Raw genomic sequence first — 19615 nt, forward strand, 5'->3', positions numbered from 1 at the left:
CCGAGCTCGCCGCGCCGCAGGACACTCGTGCCGTGGACGGTGCGCCACCCGGGCGCCCGGCACAGCGGTGGCCGAACACGAGGAGGCGCCATGGCGCACGGCGACATCACCCACATCGACATCCCGGTCTCGGACATGGGAGCCGCGACGGAGTTCTACGGCACGCTGTTCGGGTGGCAGATCTCCGAGCCGCCCGGCTTCGAGGGCTACCCGATGTGGAGCACGCCCAACGAGGTCGGAAGCGGCGGTCTCGCCCCGCGGTCGGCGGACTTCACGCAGCCACGCTCGTACGTCGAGGTGGACTCCATCGAGGTCACTCTCGCTCTGGTCATCAAGCACGGAGGCACGGTGCTGATGGAGAAGTCGCCGATCGACGCCACGAGCTGGTGGGCCGTGTTCGTGGATCCCGACGGCAACGCGGTCGGGCTCTACGAGGGCACGACGCAGATGGGCTGACGGGAGGCCGGCACGCACGGGCCGAGGGTCCTGGGCAATCCTCCGGGCTGGGACACTAGCGTGGAGCCTGCCCTCATCTAAGGAGCCCGCATGAGCCTGCCCGCCACCGCCCGGGGCTCGCTCACCCCCCGAACCGCGTGGATCGTGTTCGCGGCGGCGGCGTTCATCTACTTCGTCGCGGTGGTGCAGCGCACGGCGCTCGGCGTCGCCGGCGTGGAGGCGTTGGATCGGTTCGGCGTCGAGGCGCTCGGGCTGTCGGCGCTCTCGGTGGTGCAGATCACCGTCTACGCGTCGCTCCAGCTGCCCGCCGGCGCGCTGCTCGACCGGCTGGGGCCCAAGCGCATGCTGCTGGCCGGCTCGCTCATCATGGGCGTCGGACAGCTGCTGCTGGCCTTCACCGACAACCTGGGCTGGGCGCTCGTGGCGCGCGTGCTGATCGGCGCTGGAGACGCCCCCGTGTTCGTGGCCGCGACCCGGCTCGTGTCCGAGTGGTTCCCGCCACGACGCGCGCCGGTCATGGTGCAGATCACCGGCACGCTCGGTCAGGTGGGGCAGCTCGCGAGCGCGATCCCCGTCGCGTGGCTGCTGCACGAGCACGGCTGGACGCCCACGTTTGCGGCCCTCGCCGCGCTCGGCCTGTTCGCCGGCGCGATGTCGCTGTGGCAGGTGCGGATGCCGCCGGACGACCACGCGCACCACTCCGTGCCGTCCGTCACCGGCGCCTCCGGGGAGGTGGCGCCCGCTGGGCCCGCGCATCGGCCGTCTGGGGGCGATGCCGCCGCGAGCGCCGCGCCTGCGCTGCGCATGCGCGATGCGATCCGGCCTCCAGGCGTGAAGCTCGGTTTCTGGACGCACTGGACTGGACTGTTCTCGGCCAACACGGTCGCGCTGCTGTGGGGAGTGCCCTTCTTCGTCCAGGGGCAGGGACTCTCCGCCGCTCAGGCGAGCGGGCTGCTCACGCTGCTCGTCATGACTAACATCGCCGCCGCGCCGGTGATCGGCACCCTCACCGCGCGCCATCCCCTGCGCCGGTCCTGGCTGATCCTCGGAGGGGCGACCGCCATCGCGATCGCATGGGCGGCTATTCTGCTGCCGTCGACGCCCCGCCCGCTGTGGCAGCTGGCGGGCCTCATCGTGGTGCTCGGACTCGGCGGGCCGGTGTCGCTCGTGGGCATGGACTACGCGCGCACGTTCGGCATCCGCGGACGGCTCGGCACCGCCACGGGGTTCGTGAACATCGGGGGCTTCGCGGCCACCGTGCTCGCCGTGGCACTCGTGGGCGCCGCGCTGCAGATCGTCGCACCGGGCACATCCGACTACTCGCTCGGCGACTACCGCATCGCGCTGTCCACCATGGTGGTGCCGTGGGCGATCGGCGTCGCGGGGATCCTCTACTCGCGCCGCCGCACCCGTGCCGAGATGGCCGATGCGGGGGTCACCGTCCCGCGCATACGAGAGGTGCTGCGCGAGGGCCGTCGGCTCTGACGCCTTCCCCAACTCCCAGCAGGCTCCCAGGCATCTCCCAGCATCGGCCCGTTGACTGAGGGCATGACCTTCCCCAAGCCCCTCCGCGTCGCCGCCGGCATCGCCGGAGCGCTGATGCTCGCCTCGTGCACCACGCCCACCGACGCCGACGACGCCGCCACCCCACCATCCATCAGCTCCTCCTCGGCAGTGATGCCTGCGGTGTGGGACTCCTCGGTGCTGCACACCATCGAGGTCGACTACGACGCGGGCGACTACGAGTCACTGATCAGCGCCTATCTCCAGTCGGGAGAGAAGGTGTGGATCTCCGCCACCGTGACCATCGACGGCGAGACGTTCGAGAACGTCGGGCTCAAGCTCAAGGGCAACTCGTCGCTGCGCGGGCTGAATGAGGAGCAGGCGGAGAGCCCTGAGGACCTGCCGTGGATCATCAGCCTCGACAAGTACGTCGATGGACAATCGCTCGACGGCGCGAGCGAGTTCGCCGTGCGATCCAACAGTGCCGAGGCGTCGCTCAACGAGGCGCTCGCCCTCGACATCCTCGACGCCACTGGGCCCGCGGCGGAGCAGGCGATCGCGGTGTCCTTCAGCGCCGGCGACTCCGACCCTGCACTGAGGCTCGTGGTCGAGAATCCCGACGAGGCTTGGATGGAGCGTGAACTCGGCGACGGCTCCCTCTACAAGGCCGAGTCCACCGGCGACTGGTCCTACCGCGGCGACGACCCCGACGAGTACGCCACCTCCTTCGACCAGAAGGGCGGCGATGACGACCTCACGCCCCTGATCGCGTTCCTGGAATTCATCAACGACTCCGACGACGAGGAGTTCGCCGCGTCGCTGTCGGAATGGCTGGACGTCGAGGCCTTCGCCACGTATCTGGCCTTCCAGGACCTCGTGCAGAACACGGACGACATCGACGGGCCAGGCAACAACGCCTACCTCTACTGGGATCCCGAGACAGAGCTCATGACGGTCGTGAACTGGGACCTCAATCTCGCCTACGGCTCGATGCCTGGCGGCGGCATGGGCGGGTTCGGGGAGCGGCCCGATGCGGGCGCGGGGGGCGGCGGCATGCCTGAGGGCGAGCGTCCCGAAGGATTCGAACCCGGCGAGCTCCCCGAGAGCTTCGATCCCTCCGACATGCCGGAGGGGTTCGAGCCGGGCGACCTGCCTGAGGGCATCGACGCGTCCGAGCTTCCCGCCGACCGCGCGGGCGGCGGGATGGGCGGGATGGGCGGCGGGACGGTGCTCGTCGAGCGATTCCTCGAGGTTCCCGAGTTCCAGGCGCTCTACGACGCCGCGCTCGCCGACCTCGAGGCCCAGTGGTACGACTCCGGCGAGGCAGCTGAGCTGCTCGGGGAGTGGACGGACCTGCTGACCTCGGACGCCTCCCACCTGGTCGATCCCGCGACGGTCGAATCCGAGGAGGCCGAGCTGCTGGCCCGCCTCACGGCCGCCGACGAGGACTGACTCGCCAGCCCCCGCATCGGCCGTCCACCAGGCGTGACAGGCGCCCAGCCCGGCCGCTGGCGCGCGCAGCCATGCGCATCGGGCGTAGCGTGGAGCCATGACAACCATTCCCACCCGCACACTCAACGACGGCCATGAGATCCCCGCGATCGGCTTCGGCACCTACCCGCTCAAGGGCGACGAGGGCTACCAGGCGGTGCGCTCGGCGCTCGACGCCGGCTACCGCCTGCTCGACAGCGCGGTGAACTACGAGAACGAGGCCGAGGTGGGGCGCGCGGCGCGCGACTGGCTCGAGGACAACGGCGTGGAGCGCGACGCCCTCACCATCCAGACCAAGCTTCCCGGCCGCCACCACGACTACCACCTGGCCATCGCGTCGGTCGAGGAGTCGTTGGAGCGCATGGGTCTGCAGCGCATCGACGTGCTGCTCATCCACTGGCCCAACCCCCTCACCAACAAGTACCGCGATGCGTGGCGTGCGCTGGTGGACCTGCGCGCCAGCGGCGTGGTGCGCTCGATCGGCGTCTCCAACTTCACCGCGCAGCACCTGGCGGACATCGTCGACGAGTCGGGGGTGACGCCCGCGATCAACCAGATCGAGCTGCACCCGTACTTCATTCAGGAGCAGATGCGCGCCGAGCACCAGGCACGCGGCATCCTCACGCAGTCATGGAGCCCGCTCGGCAAGCGCCAGGCGCCGTTCGAGGAGCCCGCCGTCGCCCAGGCCGCCGAGGCCCACGGCGTCTCGCCCGCTCAGGTGATCCTGCGCTGGCAGGTGCAGTTGGGCAACGTGCCGCTCCCGAAGTCGGCGACCCCGGAGCGCCAGGCGTCCAACCTGGACGTGTTCGGATTCGAGCTCACCGAGAGCGAGATGGCGGCCATCTCGGGCCTCACCCGCGAGGACGGTCGGCTGTTCGACGGTGACCCGAACACTCACGAGGAGATGTAGGGGGCTCAGCCCCCGCATCGGCCCTCCTGCCCCCTCACCGCAACCGACGGACCGGATCAACTGAGCCCGCGCGGAGGCGCTCCGTTCATCCGGTCGGTCGGTCGGTGGCCGTGGAGAGTCCGTCCTGCTCGGCCTCCATCTGGGCCACGAACTCGGCCTTGCTGGACTGCCAGCCGTCCTCGTTCATCCCGGTGCGCCAGTAGCCGGAGATCGACACGCGATCCTTCGGCACGGCCAGGTCGTGGAACAGGTGACGCCGTAGCGGCTTGATCATGTCCGCGTTGCCGTGCACGAACACCTCGACGTCGCCCTCGGGCCAGGCCGCGGACTGTACGGCGTAGGTCAGCGCCTCGCCGTACGCCATGCCCAGCTCGTCTCGGTGGACCCAGGTCACCTCGGTGCGGTCGGTCACCGGCAGCGCTTGGCGGTCAGCGGCCGATGCGACCTCGAGGTAGACGCGCACGACGGCCTGGGTGGGCATGGCCTCGAGCGCCGCGGCGATCGCGGGCATCGCGGCCTCGTCCCCCACGAGCACGTGGGCGTCCGCATCGGGCCGCGGCGCCCACTTGCCCCCTGGGCCGACGAAGCGAAGGTCGTCTCCCGGCTGGGCCCGTGCCGCCCACGGGCCCGCCAGGCCCTCGTCACCGTGGATCACGAAGTCGAGCGCCATCTCGAGCGCCTCCGCGTCGAGCCAGCGGATCGTGTAGGTGCGCTTGACGTCGCCGAACCTGAGCTTCACGTAGTGGTCGGTGAACTCGAGCGGGGGAAGCTCGGCGAGGTCCGGTCCGCCGACGATCACCCGCAGCGTGGAGGGCGACAGCCTCTCCGTGCGCAGCACCCTGACCGTGCGCAGTGGTCTCTTGTCTCCCATGCCGTCATCGTAAGCACGCGTGGCGGGGCCCCTTGCCCTCCCCCGTGACCGACCGACAGGCTCATCTGGGGATCATGGCGAGCCGCACGCACCGCGACACGGGGGAGGCGCCGGTTCAGCCTGTCGGTTGGTCGTGGCTGCCGAGAGGGGGGCCTGCGGACAGGTGCGTCGCGCGCGAGCGGGTGGGTGCGGCTCGGTGTGGGCGGGTCAGGTCCGTGGCCCCAGCAGCGCATCGGCCATCGCGCGCCACTGACCGATCAGGTCGAAGTGCTCGGGGTCTCGCAGGAAGTGCGCCTGCAGCCCGTCCATCGCGGCGAACACCCGGCGGGCACGGTCGTGGTCCTGATCCCCCAGCCACGTCGCGAGCTGGGCGGCCAGCCGGTCCGCACGGTCGCGGAAGTACTCGTGGCCGGGGTGCGCGGGATCCAGTGCGTCGGCGCCGACCATGGCGAAGAGCTGCGCCGCGCGGGGCCGGGCCACGATGTTGGCGACGATCGCGTCGAGCACCGTCCGCGCATCGGCCGTCGGGGGCAGGGCTGCCACGAACCCCGCGGTGTCGCGTTCATCGCGGCGACGCACCAGAGCGACCAGCAGGGTGGGCAGATCGGGGAAATAGTGCATGACGCCAGGCGCCGACATTCCGCATCGCCGCGCGACCTCCGCCATCGACAGCCCCCGGTGGCCCTCGGCGTCGATGATCGCGAGCGCCGTGTCGAGGATGCGTTCACGCCGGACCTCGGGAGCGAGCCGCTCGGCCATGACCCCTCCTCCCGTGCTTGTCCCGGCCACCGACGGGGCCTAGCATGGACCTTATCTAACGCCCTTAGATAAGGGCAACGAACTCGCGGCGACGTCGCCGCGGAAGGAGCACCCATGAACGCCCCCGCCGCATCGGCCGTCTCGCCCGCCCAGGCGCCCGGAGTCACCGTCCAGGCCGCCGGGATCGTCGCGGCCCTCCCGCGCTCCGAGAAGATTCGGCTGGTCTCCGGCGCCGACTTCTGGAACACCGAGGCGGCGGAGGCGCACGGCCTATCCGCATTCATGCTGACCGACGGTCCCCACGGGCTTCGCAAGCAGAACGGCACCGGCGACCACGCGGGCCTCCACGACTCGGTTCCCGCGACGTGCTTCCCCACCGCATCGGCGCTCGGATCCACGTGGGACGTGCCGCTTCTCGAGGAGGTGGGGGCCGCGCTCGGACGTGAGTCCCGCTACGAAGAGGTGGGCGTGCTGCTCGGCCCGGGCCTCAACATCAAGCGCCACCCTGCGGGCGGACGCAACTTCGAGTACCTCTCCGAGGACCCGCTGCTGTCCGGACGCATGGCGGCGGCGCTGGTGCGCGGCATCCAGTCCGAGGGCGTGGGCGCGTGCCTCAAGCACTATGCCGCGAACAACCAGGAGTCCGACCGCATGCGGGTGGACACGATCGTCGACGAGCGCACGCTGCGCGAGATCTACCTCACCGGCTTCGAGATCGCCGTGCGGGAGTCTCAGCCATGGACCGTGATGTGCGCCTACAACCTCATCAACGGCGAGCACGCCGGCGAGTCCCGCATGCTGCTCACCGACGTGCTGCGCGACGAGTGGGGATTCGACGGACTGGTGATGACCGACTGGATCGCTACCCACGACCGCGCCGCCGGCATCCACGCGGGGCTCGACCTCGAGATGCCGTCGAGCTCCGGCGCATGGGACGCGCGCATCGAGGCCGCGCTCGAGTCCGGCGAGCTCGCTGAGGCCGATCTCGACGTCGCGTGCGGCCGCGTGATCACGCTCGCGCTCAAGGTCGCGGCCGAGCGCGCCTCGCGCCTGCCTGCCGACCCGGTCACCATGCACGACGACCACCACGCACTGGCCCGCCGCGTCGCCGCAGCCGCCACCACTCTCCTCACGAACGACGGCACGCTCCCGCTCGCGCCCCGCGGCCGCATCGCTCTCGTGGGAGCGTTCGCCGAGACGCCTCGCCACCAGGGCGGAGGCAGCTCGCTCGTGAACTCAACGCGGATGGATACGGCGCTCGCGACCATGCGGGCACGCCTCGGCGGAGCCGGCGAGGTCGTGTACGCGCCCGGCTACGACGCCGCCACGGGAGACGCGACCGATGCCCAGATCGCCCACGCACTCGCGGCGGCCGACGGCGCCGACGTCGTGGTGCTGATGGTCGGGCTGCCGACATCCTTCGAGTCCGAGGGCTACGACCGCTCGCACCTGGACCTCCCCGCCTCCCACGAGCGCCTCATCCAGGCGCTCACCGCCCGGCACGACCGCGTGGTCGTGACGCTGTCGCACGGCGCCCCCGTCCACATGCCGTGGGCGGACGCCCCCCAGGCGATCGTCACCGGCCATCTGGGCGGCCAGGCCGCCGGCAGCGCGATCGTCGACGTGCTGTTCGGCGATGCGGAGCCGGGCGGCCGGCTGGCGGAGTCCTACCCGGTCCATGTGCGCGAGATCCCCTCCGACCACCACTTCGCGAACGCTCCCACCCAGGTCCAGTACCGCGAAGGGCTGTACGTGGGCTACCGGTTCCACGACACGTTCGGGGTGCCCGCGCGGTTCCCGTTCGGGCACGGGCTGAGCTACACGTCGTTCGAGATCGGCGAGCCCAAGGTCACCGGCCGCGGCACGTCACGCACCGTCACCGTGCCGGTCACCAATACCGGCGATCGCGCCGGCTCGACCGTGGTGCAGGTGTACGTGCACGACCGCGAGTCGACGCTGCACCGGCCCGCGCAGGAGCTCAAGGGATTCGTGAAGGTGCATCTCGAGCCGGGGGCGACGGGCGATGCGGTAGTCAGGCTCGACGAGCGCTCGTTCGCCGTCTACGACGCCGCGAGTGCGGCCTGGAAGGCGGAGGCCGGCGAGTACGAGCTGCGCATCGGGCTGTCGTCCACGCGAATCGTCGCGACCAAGTCTCTGCGCCTCACGTCGGACGACGTGATCGCGCCCGCCCCTGCCACCGCATCGGCCATCGCCACCGACAAGGAGTTCGCGGCGATGCTCGGCCGCCTGGTTCCGGAGCCCCGGCCGCTGTTCCCCTTCCACTACGACTCCACGATCGATGACCTGAAGACCACATGGCTGGGCCGCAGGTTCGCCGGGGCGCTGAGTGGGATCATGGCGAAGGCGATGCCGACGGACGCCGACATGCCCGACGAGGTGCGCGCGACCATGACGTCGTTCCTGGTGAACATGCCGCTGCGGGCGCTGGCGATGATGTCGGAAGGGCGCCTGTCGTTCGCGTCTCTCGACCGGCTGATCCGCGTGCTCAACGCGACGGCGCTGTCGTCGAGGCGCGCCTCGCGTCGGTAGTCGTCTCTGACGGACCCGCCCCGGCGCTGATCCCGCGCCGCGCGGGCGGGTCGCGCGCTTATGCTCGGCAGATGAGTCCCTCCCGCTGGTCGCTGCGCGCCCGCATCAACGGCGAAGACCACCGCGTCACGCCCAAGGAGCTGCTGTTCGACGTCGTGTACGTCTTCGCGTTCATCCAGGTGACCGACTGGATCGCCAAGGAGTTCACGTGGCGCGCGACCGCGGAGGGCCTCACGGTGCTCGCGATCCTGTGGTGGGTGTGGATCTCCTGGGCGTGGCTGGGCAACGTCATGCGGGCCGACAAGGGGCTCCCTCTCGCCGGCTTCATCGTGTCGATGGTCGCGGTGTTCGGCCTCACCATCACCATCCCGGATCTCTGGGAGGCGGAGGGCGGCGGCCTCGCCCCGCTGGCGTTCACGGGGTTCTACGTGCTGATCCGGGTGATCCACGCCGCGGTGTTCTTCTGGGGCGCGCGAGACGACGCCCGGATCCGGCGCCAGATCCTGCTGTCCACCGCCGCGTGGATCCCCGCGGCGGGACTGCTGATGGCCGGCGCCCTGGCCGAGCCGCAGGAGCGGCTGTACTGGTGGATCGGCACGGTCGCGCTGGACATCGTCGCCACATGGGTGCTGTCCGTGAAGGGGCCGGGATGGAAGGTGCATTCAGGCGAGCACTTCGCCGAGCGGTTCGACCTGGTGGTGATCCTCGCGATCGGCGAGTCCGTGCTGGCGGTGGGCATCACCGCCGCGGGCATCGACCTCAACCCGGAGCTGATGGCCATCGCGCTGCTGGGCGTGCTGATCGCGATCGCGCTGTGGTGGCCCTACTTCAAGGACGTGGGGCCGACCCTCGAGAACGCGCTCAAGGAGGCCGACGCCGAGCATCGCAACGACCTCGCGCGCGACGCGTACACGTACCTGCACCTGCCGCTGATCATGGGAATCCTGCTCGTCTCCGCCGGGAACAAGGGGGCGGTCACGGCGATCGAGCTGGAGCAGCCCTCGGGTGACTCGGCGCTGCTCATGGCCGGAGGCGCCGCGCTGGTCGCGCTCACCTGCGCGCTGCTGATGCGCCTGGCCGGCGGGACCTCGCGGTGGCTCGTGGCATCGGCGGTCTTCTTCGCGTTGGCGATGCTGTGGATGCCGCAGATCGATCCGACGATCGCGACGCTGGTGACGATCGTGGTGCTCTCCACCGTGGGCTGGCTCACCCCCGCCACGCGCAACCGGAAGTCGGTCACCATCGCCTCCAATGAGGAGAACTAGCCCGGGTTCGCGCTCAGCCGGCCCGCGCATCGGCCGTCCCGCTGGGGCGTGCCGGGAATAGCCCAGGGCCGATGCGCGTCGGAGTCGGTATATGGCTGACAGCTATCGGGAGGGATCGCTCTCCCTGCGAGGCGCGGTCGCGATGGGCACCGGCGTCATGGTCGGCGCGGGCATCTTCGCCCTCACCGGCCAGGTCGCGGCGCTCGCGGGGCCGCTGTTCCCACTCGCCTTCCTGACCGCCGCCGGCGTCGCGGGGCTCGGCGCGTACACCTACGTCAAGATGACCCGCGCGAACCCGTCGTCCGGCGGAGTCGCGATGATCCTCACGCAGGCGTATGGGCGCACGGCCGTCGCCGCGGGGTCCGCGATGCTGATGGCGCTGTCCATGGTGCTCAATCAAGCCCTGGTGGCACGCACGTTCGGCACGTACCTGACGGTTCCGTTCGGGGACGCCGCCGGCTGGATCGTCCCCGTGCTGGCCGTCGCGGTGATAGCTGGCGCCGTGGCCATCAACCTCGCACGCAACGAAGCGATCGGCTGGATGCAGACCGTCGGGGCAGTGGTGAAGATCGGCGGCATCGGGCTGCTCGCGATCGCCGCGCTGGCCGCGTCGGGCTGGTCCTACGAGGCGGGCTCCGAGGGCCTCACGGCGGGCACCTCGGTGGCCGGCTTCATCGCCGCCACCGGACTGGGCGTGCTCGCGTACAAGGGGTTCACGACCATCACGAACTCGGGCGGCGAGCTCGAGAACCCCTCGCGCAACGTGGGCCGCGCCATCGTCATCTCGCTGGTGCTGTGCGCCGTGGTGTACGTGATCGTGGCCATCGGGGCGGGGTCCTCGCTGAGCGTCGACGAGATCGTCGAGGCGCAGGACTACTCGCTCGCGGAGGCCGCGCGCCCGGCACTTGGGCAGTGGGGCATGTGGGCGACCGTGGTGGTCGCCGTAGTCGCGTGCGTCACCGGCCTGATCTCCTCGATGTTCGCCGTCTCGCGCATGCTGACCATGGTCACCGACATGCGGATGATTCCCCACCGCCACTTCGGGATGCCCGGAGACGTGCGCCACCACATGCTGGTCTACCTGGGGGTGGTCGCCGCGGTGCTCGCGGTCGCTCTCGACATGGGGCAGATCGCCGCCGTGGGAATCATCTTCTATCTCGTGATGGACATGGTCATCCACTGGGGCGTGCTGCGGCGGCTGCGCCACGACGTGGAGGCGAAGGCCTGGGTGCTGGTGAGCGCGCTGATCGCGGATGCCGTCGTGCTGACCGCCTTCGCCGTGGTTCGGGGGCAGGAGGCGCCGTGGGTGATCGAGGGAGCGTTCGCGGGGGTGGGGCTCGTCTATGCGCTCGAGGCCTGGTATCTGCGGACCCACCCGGAGCAGGATGACGAGCAGGACCACGAGACGTCGTCGTCCGACGAGTCCGGGCGCAGCTAGCATCTCCGCATGACGACTGCGGTGCGCGTGTGGCGGGCGCTCACACCCCTCGCGATCCTGGCCGCGATCTCCGCCAACCTCATCACCGAGATCCGCAGCGGCGACTTCCTCTTTCTCGACTACTTCGGGTACTTCACCAACCAGACCAACCTCATCGCCGCCGGCGTGCTGCTCGTCGCCCTGCGCTCCACCGCGCGCGACCGGCCGCTGTGGCTCGAACTGGCCCGCGCATCGGCCGTCGTGTATCTCCTCATCGTGGTGAACGTCTACTGGATCCTGCTGTGGCCCACCATCGACGAAGTCGCTCACCCCTGGGCGAACGCGATCATTCATGCCGTGAGCGGGGTCGTGGTGCTCATCGACTGGCTGCTGGAGGGTCCGCGGCGCCCGATCTCGCTGCGGTGGGCATGGGCGCCGGCGCTGTACCCCCTGGTGTGGCTCGGAGTCGTGATGGTGCGGGGCGCGACTGACGGGTGGGTGCCGTACCCGTTCCTCGACCCTGTGGACGGCTACGGTCCCGTCGTCGTGGTGCTCGTGGGGATCGTGGCGGCGGGGGTGCTCGCCGGGGCCGCGATGTTCCAGCTCACGCGGTGGCGGGTCGTCACTCCCGCAGGACCGCCGCTCTAGCAGGAGGGGCGCTACGGTGGATCTCGAAGGGAGAGCGCGCCGTCTGTCCCCCGGCGCGAGAACGATGGCCACCACTACCTCTGTCGCCCACGAGCCCATGACCAAGAAGACCCTCGCGACGTGGGTGTTCTGGCCCTCCGCCGTCATCATTCTGGGCTTCGCCCTCTTCGCCATCGTCGCGCCCGGCGCAGCGGAGAGCGCCTTCGCCACCATTCAGAGCGAGATCATCGGCGCGTTCGGCTGGTACTACGTGCTGATCGCGGCCTTCTTCGTCGCGTTCGCGCTCTTCATCGGCTTCAGCAAGTTCGGGAGCATCACGCTCGGCAAGGACGGGGAGAAGCCGCAGTTCTCGATGTTCTCGTGGTTCGCGCTGCTCTTCGCCGCGGGCATGGGCATCGGGCTCGTGTTCTACGGCGTGTCCGAGCCCCTGGCCCACTTCGCGTCTCCCCGCCCCGGAGTCACCGGCGCGCCCGAGGCGATCGCCCAGCAGGCCATGTCGCAGACGTTCCTCCACTGGGGCGTCCATGCGTGGTCGATCTACATCGTGGTGGGCATCGCGATCGCGTACGCCGTGCACCGCAAGGGGCGCCCCGTGTCGATCCGCTACGCGCTCGAGCCGCTGCTGGGCAAGCGCATCCACGGCGCCTGGGGCAACGTCATCGACGTGACCGCAGTGGTGGGCACGCTGTTCGGCGTTGCGACCTCCCTGGGCCTGGGCGTCCAGCAGATCTCGTCCGGCCTGGGCACCACCGGCATCGCCGAGCCGAGCACCACCACCCAGATCGTGCTCATCATCGTGATCACCATCATCACGATCTTCTCGCTCGTCACCGGCCTCGAGCGCGGCATGAAGTGGCTGTCCAACATCAACCTCGCCCTCGCCGGCGTGCTACTGCTCTACGTGCTGACGAGCGGGCCGACGGTGTTCCTGCTGCGGGAGTTCGTGCAGTCCATCGGCTCGTACATCCAGAACTTCATCGGCCTGAGCTTCAACGTGTCCGCCTTCCAAGGCGACGCCGGCGCCATGTGGCAGGCCGATTGGACCACGTTCTACTGGGGCTGGTGGATCTCCTGGGCGCCGTTCGTGGGCGTCTTCATCGCGCGCGTCTCCAAGGGACGCACCGTGCGCGAGTTCGTGTGGGGCGTGCTGCTCGTGCCCGCCTTCGTCACGTTCCTTTGGTTCTCCGTCTTGGGCGGCTCGGCGCTGTACGACCAGTTGTATGGCGACGGGCGCTTCATCGCGGCTGACGGCACCATCGACTACACGGGTTCGCTCTTCCAGCTCCTGGACGGGCTGCCCGGCGGGGCCGTCGCGTCGTTCGGGGCCATCGTGCTGATCGCCGTGTTCTTCGTGACCAGCTCCGACTCGGGATCCCTGGTGCTGTCGATGCTCACCTCGGGGGGCAACGACAGTCCCCGGCGCTGGCTGCGCGTGTTCTGGGCGAGCACGACCGCGCTGGTCGCCATCGCCCTGCTGGTCGCCGGCGGACTCAACGCGCTGCAGACCGCCGCGATCATCACGGCGCTGCCGTTCTCGTTCGTGATGCTGGCGATGTGCGCGGCGACGCTCAAGGCGTTCAGACGCGAGCATCGCACGTACCTGAGCGCCAACCGGGCGGAGTTCGCGGACCACATCACGGAGAGGGTCGGGGAGTCGTACGGGCTCGCAGCGGCCACCGACGACGTGGACCCGGAAGGCTCGCGCACCCACCTTCCTCATGCGCCGCACCTGCCTCATTGGCCCGGCCGCCGGAAGCCTCGCGGGGACGGCGAGCCCGATGCGACGGACCCGGACTACGAGCGTCATCAGACGGATCACATCGTGCGGCCGCTGCCCGAGGACGGCGAGGAGCGCTAAGGCAGCCCGAGATCAGTCCGCGATGACCGCGAACCTCACCGTGTCCCCGGGTCGCGCCTGAGCGGCGGCGGCGATCCCCGATGCGTCGACCACGCCGACCACCGGGTAGCCGCCGGTGGTCGGGTGATCCGCCAGGAACACGACCGGCTCTCCTGACGGCGGCACCTGCACCGCGCCGAGCACCATGCCCTCGCTCGGGATCTCGCCCTCGACCGCGCGGTCGAGCGGCGTCCCGGTGAGACGCAGCCCCACCCGGTTCGAGTCCGCCGACACGGTGTATGGCATAGACGTCAGTGCCTCACGCGCATCCGCCGTGAACCAGTCCTCGCGCGGCCCGAGCCTGATCGACAGGACCAGGGAGCCCTGCTCGGGCGGGGCGTCACCATGGCTGTTCGCCCGACCAGGCTCTGTGCGCTCGCGCCGCGCCTCGTCACGCAGCGCGGCGAACTCCCTGTCCGTCACAGGCGCGCTGGCGCCGACCGGCACCAGCTCCCCCACCGCGAGCGGCGGAGGGCCCAGGCCGGAGAGCGTGTCGGTGGAACGACTGCCGAGCACCGGATCGAACGCGATCCCGCCCCTCACCGCGAGATAGCTCCGCATACCGCCCACAGGTGCGCCGAGCTCCAGCGTCTGCCCCGTGGCGAGCCGGACCGGGGACGCGAAAGGCGCCGGCGCCATCCCCCCGAGCACCGGACCGACGAACACCCGGCACGGAGCGCCGGTGACCGCGACGAGCATCGGCCCGGTGGCGCGCAATGCGCACCCCGTCGCCGTGGTCTCCAGGACCGCAGCATCGGGCACGTTGCCCACAAGTCGGTTGGCGAGCGCGGCGGCTGGGGCGTCGAGCGCCCCGGCACGCGGCACGCCCAGATGCGCGAACCCCGGCCTGCCCTGATCCTGAACGGTGGTGAGCGTGCCCGCGTCCAGCACCTCCAGGCCCGGGCTCACGTCGATGCTCCGTCGTGCTCGACCACTCGCACCGGCGTGCCCGGCGCGAGCAGCGCAGGCGTCTCCCTGGTCTCGTCCCAGAGCTGGACACCGACGGCCGTGCCGAGCAGCTGCCAGCCGCCCGGCGAGCTGCGCGGGTAGACGCCTGCGTACTCCCCGGCGAGCCCGAAGGCGTTGACAGGGACGCGCGTGCGCGGGGAGGACCGGCGGGGCACGGCGCGGCCCTCCGGCAGTCCGGACAGGTAGGCGAAGCCGGGCGAGAAGCCGCAGAACGCCACCTGGAACTCGCACTGCACGACGGTGGCGACGACCTCCGGCGCGGTCATGTCCCACATCCTCGCCACGGCGTCGAGGTCGGGTCCGTCGAACACGACCGGCACGTCGACCATCGCGCCGGCGCGGTCCTGAAGCGGCGACAGCACCCACGAGGACAGCTCGCGGATGAGGCGCAGCAGGTCATCGGGGGCCAACACTACGTGGCCGTCGAGACCTGCGCCGGCCCCGGAATCATGAAGGCCCCCGAGCCCGATGCGGTCGAGCAGCAGCGTGCGCGCCGCGGGCACGATGTCCCCCACGTGCACCGCCGCCGCCCTCTCGGCCGCCGCGCCCCACCGTGATCGCACCTCGGCGTCGAGGGCCGTCACCCAGGCGGGGTCGCTGAACTCGACGAGCAGCGCATCGGCCCCCACCCGCCGCACCTGCGACACCACATCGCCGACCCGCACCGCCTCAGCCATCGATCGAGCGCCGTCGCCGCGCTAGCGGCCGCTGGTGTCGGTGAAGGCCCGCAGCTCGACGCCCGCGTCGATCAGCGCGCGTCGCACATCGGCCGCGAGCGCAGCGGCTCCAGGGGTGTCGCCGTGGACGCACAGTGATCGAGCCGTCACTGTCAGCGACGAGCCGTCGTGCGCGACGAGGGGCGTCCCTGCGGCGATCGCCAGGGCGCGCTCCACCACCTGCCGGGGGTCCTTGACCACAGCCCGATGCTCGGCGCGCGGCACGAGCGTCCCGTTCGGGGTGTAGGCCCTGTCAGCGAACGCCTCAGTGACCGTGGGGAGGCCAGCGGCCTCGGCGGCTTCTAGGAGCTGCGACCCTGGCAGACCGAGCACGGCGAGGTCGCGGCCCGTGGCCTCGCACGCGATGAGCACTCCGTCGATGACGGCCGCGGCCTGCCTCGAGTCGTGCGTCACGCGGTGGTACAGGGCTCCGTGGGGCTTGACGTAGGCGACGCCCGGCCCGGCCGCCGACGCGAAGACCTCGAGAGCGCCGATCTGATATGCGATCTCGGCGGACAACTCGTCAGGAGGCACGTCCATCGCTCGACGGCCGAAGCCGGCGAGGTCCTGATACGACACCTGGGCGCCGATCACCACGCCCCTCTGCGCGGCGCGTGCACAGACCCGACGCATCGTCGCGGGATCCCCACCGTGGAAGCCACACGCCACGTTCGCACTGGTCACGGACTCGAGCAGGGCATCGTCATCCGTCAACGACCAGCGCCCGAACCCCTCACCCAGGTCGGCGTTCAGGTCGATGACTGTTCCGTCGCTCACGCTCTCAACGTAGCGCGGGTCGGGCGCCCGCACCACGTGCGCGGTCGGCGCCTACTCCCGGAGCCGCAGACAGACGTCGACGGTGCCTTCGAGGCCGACGGGCCCCTCGACCGTGTCGTTGGCGTAGTCCTCGTACCAGCACGCCCACTCGTCGGGGCGGGTGCCTTCTCCGGGTGTGACCGCGAAGTCGAGGCCCTGCACGTCGCCCCACTCCATGAGCTCCTGGGTGAGGCCGCCGATCCATGCGTAAGGGCCGCGCTGCGTCGCCACGGCATACCGGCCCTCGTCGAGGCGGCCCACCACGTAGCGGTCCCGGACGCGCGGCACGTTGGCCACCGCCTGGCCCACCTCCACGGTGAAGGGAGCCTCGGCCGACACGGAGCGGTAGCGGAACAGTCCTGCTCCGATGGGCTCGGCGCCGCGTTGATCGAGGTATGCCTCAAGCTCGTCGATCGCCGGGCCCACGCGCGCCGGCAGCTCCGCCATGGTGGTGTGCACCGGCAGCGCGATGTAGTCGACGGCCTTGCGCCACTCGACCCTGAACTCGGCCATGACGCCAGGCTAGACCCGCACCACGCCTGTGACCAGGGCTCTTGCCTCGACTGCTAGCTCGAGCGGTACTCGGGGTTGGGGTGGCCGAAGTGCTCGCCGGAGCTCCACGCCTCCACCGAGTTGCCGCCCTCGGGGAAGCCTCCGCTCGCCTTGAGCCATGCCGCCATGTGCATCAGGTTCCACGCCATGAAGGTGATGTTCTTCTGGGTGAACTCGGTCTCCGGTCCGCCGCTGCCCTCGTCCAAGTAGGACGGGCCCGGGCCGACGGCGCCTATCCACGCCGCATCGGCGTTGGGCGGGATCGCGTAGCCGAGGTGCTGCAGCGAGTAGATCAGGTTCATCGAGATGTGCTTCGCTCCGTCCTCGTTGCCCGTCACGATCACGCCCCCGGTGCGGCCGTAGAACAGGGACTGGCCGCGGTCGTTGGTCTCGCCCGAGAGGCCGTAGAGCCGCTCGATGAGGCGCGTCGCGACCGAGGACTTCTCGCCCAGCCAGATGGGCGAGCCGATCACGAGGATGTCCGCGCCGAGAATGCGCTCGGACAGTTCCGGCCAATCGTCTGCGTCCTGATTGCCGCCCGGGACGTCCTCGCGCATGTCGGGGTTCACCCCAGGGGCGACGTCGTAGTCGACCAGGCGGATCTGGTCCACCTCCACGCCTTGGCTCTCCATGATGGCGATGGCGTCCTCCATCAGGCCCTGGGTGTGGCTGAGCGCGGGGCTCGGCTTCAGGGTGGTGTTGACGAAGACGGCCTTGAGGCCGGTGAAGTCGTGCGCGGTCGTGTCGGACATGGGTGGCACCTCCTGAAAGGTGACACGCGCATCGGCCGTCTTCTATTCCGCGTCAGACGTCGACGACCCTGGCCCCGCGGTGCTGTTGGACCTCCCACGCGTTCTTCTCGCGGGTGGCGAGCATCACGACCACGCCCCAGAACCCCAGGTCATCCACGAGGCCCAACGGGCCCAGGAACAGTTCGGGGACGAGGTCGACGGGGACGATCGTGTAGATCACCGCGGCGATCGCGGTGAGCCACGTCACTGGCGACAGCTTGTGCTCGCCACGGCGCACGGCCTGGAAGAACCTCCACCACATGGGCGCACCTCCTGAGGGGTCTGTCTCTACGGTAACCCGGGGTCCGGGCGTCCACAGCGAACGGATCAACTGAGACATGAGCGGGCCCACACGTGAGGAACACCGCGGCGGCGCTCAGTTGATCCGGTCCGCCTGTTCGCGGCGCACCGGCCGATGCGCGGGCTGGGCCATGCTCGGCAGCCCGGCCGATGCGGCCACGAGCACAACGCAGCACTCAGCCGGGTCCGAGAAGTGGTCAGGAGGACAACGCAGCGCGCGCCGTCCGGGAACTGGCTAGACGACCTCGCGCAGCAGCCCCGAGTGCACGTCGAACACGAAGCCGCGCACCTGGGACGCGTCCACCAGGAACGGGTTGTTGCGCAGGCGCGCGATGGACTGGCGCAGGTCCGCGTCGAGGTCCTTGAAGGACTCGGGCGACCACGTGGGCTTGAGGCCGGTCTCGTCGAGGAGCTCGTTGCGCAGCTCGTCGTCGGTGAACGTCAGCGCGCCGCAGTCCGTGTGGTGGATGAGGATGATCTCGCGCGTGCCGAGCTTGCGCTGCGAGATCACCAGCGAACGGATCATGTCGTCGGTGATGACTCCGCCAGCGTTCCGCATCACGTGCGCGTCGCCCACCTCGAGCCCGAGCATCGCGAAGGTGTCGAGGCGGGAGTCCATGCACGCGACGACCGCCAGCTTGCGGCGCGGGGGCAGCGGACGGTCGGGAAGGTAGGACTCCGCGTAGGTCGCGTTGTTCTGGATCAGCTCGTCGGCGATGCTCATGTGCTCTCCTGGGCCCGGGGTGGACGTTCACCGGATATTCTGCCCGATCCGGGACGCAAGGCCGGTGCACCGCTGCTGGCGACGCGTACCCTGGAGTCACCGAGGCCGTACTGCTCTGGCCGATGTGTGCCGTGCCGGTGTTGTGCGGCCTCGGCCCCCTTTCGCCCCGTGCCACCATGGGCGCATGTCACGCATCTTCATCACCGGATCCTCCCAGGGCATCGGCGCCGAGTGCGCCCGCCAGCTTCTCGATCTCGGCCACGAGGTCATCCTCCACGCTCGCGACGACGACCGGGCCTCCGCCGCGCTCGCCGCGAACCCTGGCGCCACGGCAGTTCTCACCGGCGACCTGGCGAGCATCGAGCAGACGACGGCGCTCGCCGCCGCCGCGAACGAGCAGGGGCCCTACGACGCGATCATTCACAACGCGGGGCTCGGTGGTGACGCTCCCGAACGCGTCACCACCGCAGATGGCATCGAGCGCATCTACCAGGTCAATGTGGTGGCTCCCTACCTTCTGACTGCCCTCATGCCGGTCGCGAAGCGCATGATCTATCTGACGTCCGGGCTCGAGGCGAATGGTCACTGGCACCCGTACGACCTCCAGGGCTCCACCCGCGAGTGGAACGGCATGCAGGCCTACTCGGATTCCAAGCTGCAGCTGTCGATGCTCGCGATCGAGATTGCGGCGCTCAACCCGGACTCTGCAGTCAACGTCGTCGACCCCGGCTGGATCCGCACCCGCATGGGCGGGGCCGAGGCGTGGGACCCCGTCGAGCTCGGCGCCGAGACCCAAGTGTGGCTCGCTGACTCCGACGAGCCGGACGCGACCACGACCGGCCGCTACCTCAAGCGTCGCGAGCAGCTCGAGCCAAACCCGACGGTCCGGGACGCCGAGGCGCGAGACGCCCTTGTCTACGAGCTCATCAAGGTGACAGGCGTGGTGCTTCCCTAGGGAGCCAGGACGCGCATCGGCCCTC

The 19615-nt window shown here is 70.2% G+C and carries 19 protein-coding genes; 10 read left to right on the forward strand and 9 right to left on the reverse strand.

The window, feature by feature from the left end; all coding sequences use genetic code 11:
* The first annotated feature begins 90 nt into the window (after positions 1 to 90).
* From QQX02_RS05040 to QQX02_RS05055, 4 genes are all read left to right on the forward strand, one after another.
* Positions 91 to 456 carry a VOC family protein gene (locus QQX02_RS05040; RefSeq protein WP_301141649.1) on the forward strand — a complete coding sequence of 122 codons (366 nt, stop codon included), beginning with the start codon at positions 91 to 93 and terminating at the stop codon, positions 454 to 456.
* Positions 457 to 546: 90 nt separating this feature from the next.
* Positions 547 to 1941 carry an MFS transporter gene (locus tag QQX02_RS05045; RefSeq protein ID WP_301141650.1) on the forward strand — a complete coding sequence of 465 codons (1395 nt, stop codon included), beginning with the start codon at positions 547 to 549 and terminating at the stop codon, positions 1939 to 1941.
* Positions 1942 to 2004: 63 nt separating this feature from the next.
* Complete coding sequence (locus QQX02_RS05050) at positions 2005 to 3411, forward strand: CotH kinase family protein (protein WP_301141651.1); 1407 nt, start codon at positions 2005 to 2007, stop codon at positions 3409 to 3411.
* Positions 3412 to 3508: 97 nt separating this feature from the next.
* Positions 3509 to 4360: an aldo/keto reductase gene (locus tag QQX02_RS05055; RefSeq protein ID WP_301141652.1), complete on the forward strand. Its 852-nt coding sequence runs from the start codon at positions 3509 to 3511 to the stop codon at positions 4358 to 4360.
* 85 nt (positions 4361 to 4445) lie between these two features.
* Here QQX02_RS05055 and QQX02_RS05060 read toward each other — a convergent pair whose 3' ends face one another.
* Both QQX02_RS05060 and QQX02_RS05065 read right to left on the reverse strand, forming a co-directional pair.
* Entirely contained in the window at positions 4446 to 5231 is a 786-nt protein-coding gene (locus QQX02_RS05060; RefSeq protein ID WP_301141653.1) for a siderophore-interacting protein, read from the reverse strand.
* A gap of 207 nt (positions 5232 to 5438) precedes the next feature.
* Positions 5439 to 5990 (reverse strand): TetR/AcrR family transcriptional regulator, encoded by a 552-nt coding sequence (locus QQX02_RS05065; protein WP_301141654.1) that lies wholly within the window; start codon positions 5988 to 5990, stop codon positions 5439 to 5441.
* Between the two features lie 114 nt (positions 5991 to 6104).
* Between QQX02_RS05065 and QQX02_RS05070 the strand changes: the two genes are divergently transcribed.
* The 5 genes from QQX02_RS05070 (at position 6105) to QQX02_RS05090 (ending at position 13728) form a co-directional block, all read left to right on the forward strand.
* Entirely contained in the window at positions 6105 to 8540 is a 2436-nt protein-coding gene (locus QQX02_RS05070) for a glycoside hydrolase family 3 C-terminal domain-containing protein (protein ID WP_301141655.1), read from the forward strand.
* Between the two features lie 71 nt (positions 8541 to 8611).
* On the forward strand, positions 8612 to 9805 hold the full coding sequence (locus QQX02_RS05075; RefSeq protein ID WP_301141656.1) for a low temperature requirement protein A: 1194 nt from the start codon (positions 8612 to 8614) through the stop codon (positions 9803 to 9805).
* Positions 9806 to 9896: 91 nt separating this feature from the next.
* Positions 9897 to 11243: an APC family permease gene (locus QQX02_RS05080; protein ID WP_301141657.1), complete on the forward strand. Its 1347-nt coding sequence runs from the start codon at positions 9897 to 9899 to the stop codon at positions 11241 to 11243.
* A gap of 9 nt (positions 11244 to 11252) precedes the next feature.
* Positions 11253 to 11870 carry a Pr6Pr family membrane protein gene (locus QQX02_RS05085; RefSeq protein ID WP_301141658.1) on the forward strand — a complete coding sequence of 206 codons (618 nt, stop codon included), beginning with the start codon at positions 11253 to 11255 and terminating at the stop codon, positions 11868 to 11870.
* 97 nt (positions 11871 to 11967) lie between these two features.
* Positions 11968 to 13728, forward strand: coding sequence for a BCCT family transporter (locus QQX02_RS05090; protein WP_301141659.1), 1761 nt, complete (start codon positions 11968 to 11970; stop codon positions 13726 to 13728).
* A gap of 12 nt (positions 13729 to 13740) precedes the next feature.
* On the opposite strand, the gene QQX02_RS05095 is transcribed toward QQX02_RS05090, so the two are convergent.
* The 7 genes from QQX02_RS05095 to QQX02_RS05125 all read right to left on the reverse strand — a co-directional run bounded on the left by QQX02_RS05095 (position 13741) and on the right by QQX02_RS05125 (position 18635).
* On the reverse strand, positions 13741 to 14676 hold the full coding sequence (locus tag QQX02_RS05095; RefSeq protein WP_301141661.1) for a 5-oxoprolinase subunit C family protein: 936 nt from the start codon (positions 14674 to 14676) through the stop codon (positions 13741 to 13743).
* On the reverse strand, positions 14673 to 15413 hold the full coding sequence (locus tag QQX02_RS05100) for a 5-oxoprolinase subunit B family protein (RefSeq protein ID WP_301141662.1): 741 nt from the start codon (positions 15411 to 15413) through the stop codon (positions 14673 to 14675). Before QQX02_RS05100 ends, QQX02_RS05095 begins: the two co-directional genes overlap by 4 nt.
* Before the next feature lie 21 nt (positions 15414 to 15434).
* Complete coding sequence (locus QQX02_RS05105; protein ID WP_301141663.1) at positions 15435 to 16229, reverse strand: LamB/YcsF family protein; 795 nt, start codon at positions 16227 to 16229, stop codon at positions 15435 to 15437.
* 51 nt (positions 16230 to 16280) lie between these two features.
* Positions 16281 to 16781, reverse strand: coding sequence for a GyrI-like domain-containing protein (locus QQX02_RS05110; protein WP_301141664.1), 501 nt, complete (start codon positions 16779 to 16781; stop codon positions 16281 to 16283).
* A 53-nt stretch (positions 16782 to 16834) separates the two neighbouring features.
* On the reverse strand, positions 16835 to 17572 hold the full coding sequence (locus QQX02_RS05115; protein ID WP_301141665.1) for a flavodoxin family protein: 738 nt from the start codon (positions 17570 to 17572) through the stop codon (positions 16835 to 16837).
* 52 nt (positions 17573 to 17624) lie between these two features.
* The gene (locus QQX02_RS05120; protein ID WP_301141666.1) at positions 17625 to 17873 is read right to left on the reverse strand and encodes a DUF1232 domain-containing protein; all 249 of its coding nucleotides are present in this window, start codon (positions 17871 to 17873) and stop codon (positions 17625 to 17627) included.
* Between the two features lie 273 nt (positions 17874 to 18146).
* Complete coding sequence (locus QQX02_RS05125; protein ID WP_301141667.1) at positions 18147 to 18635, reverse strand: beta-class carbonic anhydrase; 489 nt, start codon at positions 18633 to 18635, stop codon at positions 18147 to 18149.
* 184 nt (positions 18636 to 18819) lie between these two features.
* Between QQX02_RS05125 and QQX02_RS05130 the strand changes: the two genes are divergently transcribed.
* Positions 18820 to 19590, forward strand: coding sequence for an SDR family NAD(P)-dependent oxidoreductase (locus QQX02_RS05130; protein WP_301141668.1), 771 nt, complete (start codon positions 18820 to 18822; stop codon positions 19588 to 19590).
* The last annotated feature ends 25 nt before the right edge of the window (positions 19591 to 19615 follow it).

Source organism: Demequina muriae, from assembly GCF_030418295.1.
Taxonomy (GTDB): Bacteria; Actinomycetota; Actinomycetes; order Actinomycetales; family Demequinaceae; genus Demequina; species Demequina muriae.

Bases quoted from the DNA above. Each gene is read 5' to 3' on its own strand.
- QQX02_RS05115 (WP_301141665.1), bottom strand. From the start codon at position 17,572: ATGTCCGACACGACCGCGCACGACTTCACCGGCCTCAAGGCCGTCTTC.
- QQX02_RS05085 (WP_301141658.1), top strand. From the start codon at position 11,253: ATGACGACTGCGGTGCGCGTGTGGCGGGCGCTCACACCCCTCGCGATC.
- QQX02_RS05130 (WP_301141668.1), top strand. From the start codon at position 18,820: ATGTCACGCATCTTCATCACCGGATCCTCCCAGGGCATCGGCGCCGAG.
- QQX02_RS05075 (WP_301141656.1), top strand. From the start codon at position 8,612: ATGAGTCCCTCCCGCTGGTCGCTGCGCGCCCGCATCAACGGCGAAGAC.
- QQX02_RS05055 (WP_301141652.1), top strand. From the start codon at position 3,509: ATGACAACCATTCCCACCCGCACACTCAACGACGGCCATGAGATCCCC.
- QQX02_RS05065 (WP_301141654.1), bottom strand. From the start codon at position 5,990: ATGGCCGAGCGGCTCGCTCCCGAGGTCCGGCGTGAACGCATCCTCGAC.
- QQX02_RS05120 (WP_301141666.1), bottom strand. From the start codon at position 17,873: ATGTGGTGGAGGTTCTTCCAGGCCGTGCGCCGTGGCGAGCACAAGCTG.
- QQX02_RS05080 (WP_301141657.1), top strand. From the start codon at position 9,897: ATGGCTGACAGCTATCGGGAGGGATCGCTCTCCCTGCGAGGCGCGGTC.
- QQX02_RS05100 (WP_301141662.1), bottom strand. From the start codon at position 15,413: ATGGCTGAGGCGGTGCGGGTCGGCGATGTGGTGTCGCAGGTGCGGCGG.
- QQX02_RS05050 (WP_301141651.1), top strand. From the start codon at position 2,005: ATGACCTTCCCCAAGCCCCTCCGCGTCGCCGCCGGCATCGCCGGAGCG.
- QQX02_RS05045 (WP_301141650.1), top strand. From the start codon at position 547: ATGAGCCTGCCCGCCACCGCCCGGGGCTCGCTCACCCCCCGAACCGCG.
- QQX02_RS05040 (WP_301141649.1), top strand. From the start codon at position 91: ATGGCGCACGGCGACATCACCCACATCGACATCCCGGTCTCGGACATG.
- QQX02_RS05125 (WP_301141667.1), bottom strand. From the start codon at position 18,635: ATGAGCATCGCCGACGAGCTGATCCAGAACAACGCGACCTACGCGGAG.
- QQX02_RS05060 (WP_301141653.1), bottom strand. From the start codon at position 5,231: ATGGGAGACAAGAGACCACTGCGCACGGTCAGGGTGCTGCGCACGGAG.
- QQX02_RS05070 (WP_301141655.1), top strand. From the start codon at position 6,105: ATGAACGCCCCCGCCGCATCGGCCGTCTCGCCCGCCCAGGCGCCCGGA.
- QQX02_RS05090 (WP_301141659.1), top strand. From the start codon at position 11,968: ATGACCAAGAAGACCCTCGCGACGTGGGTGTTCTGGCCCTCCGCCGTC.
- QQX02_RS05110 (WP_301141664.1), bottom strand. From the start codon at position 16,781: ATGGCCGAGTTCAGGGTCGAGTGGCGCAAGGCCGTCGACTACATCGCG.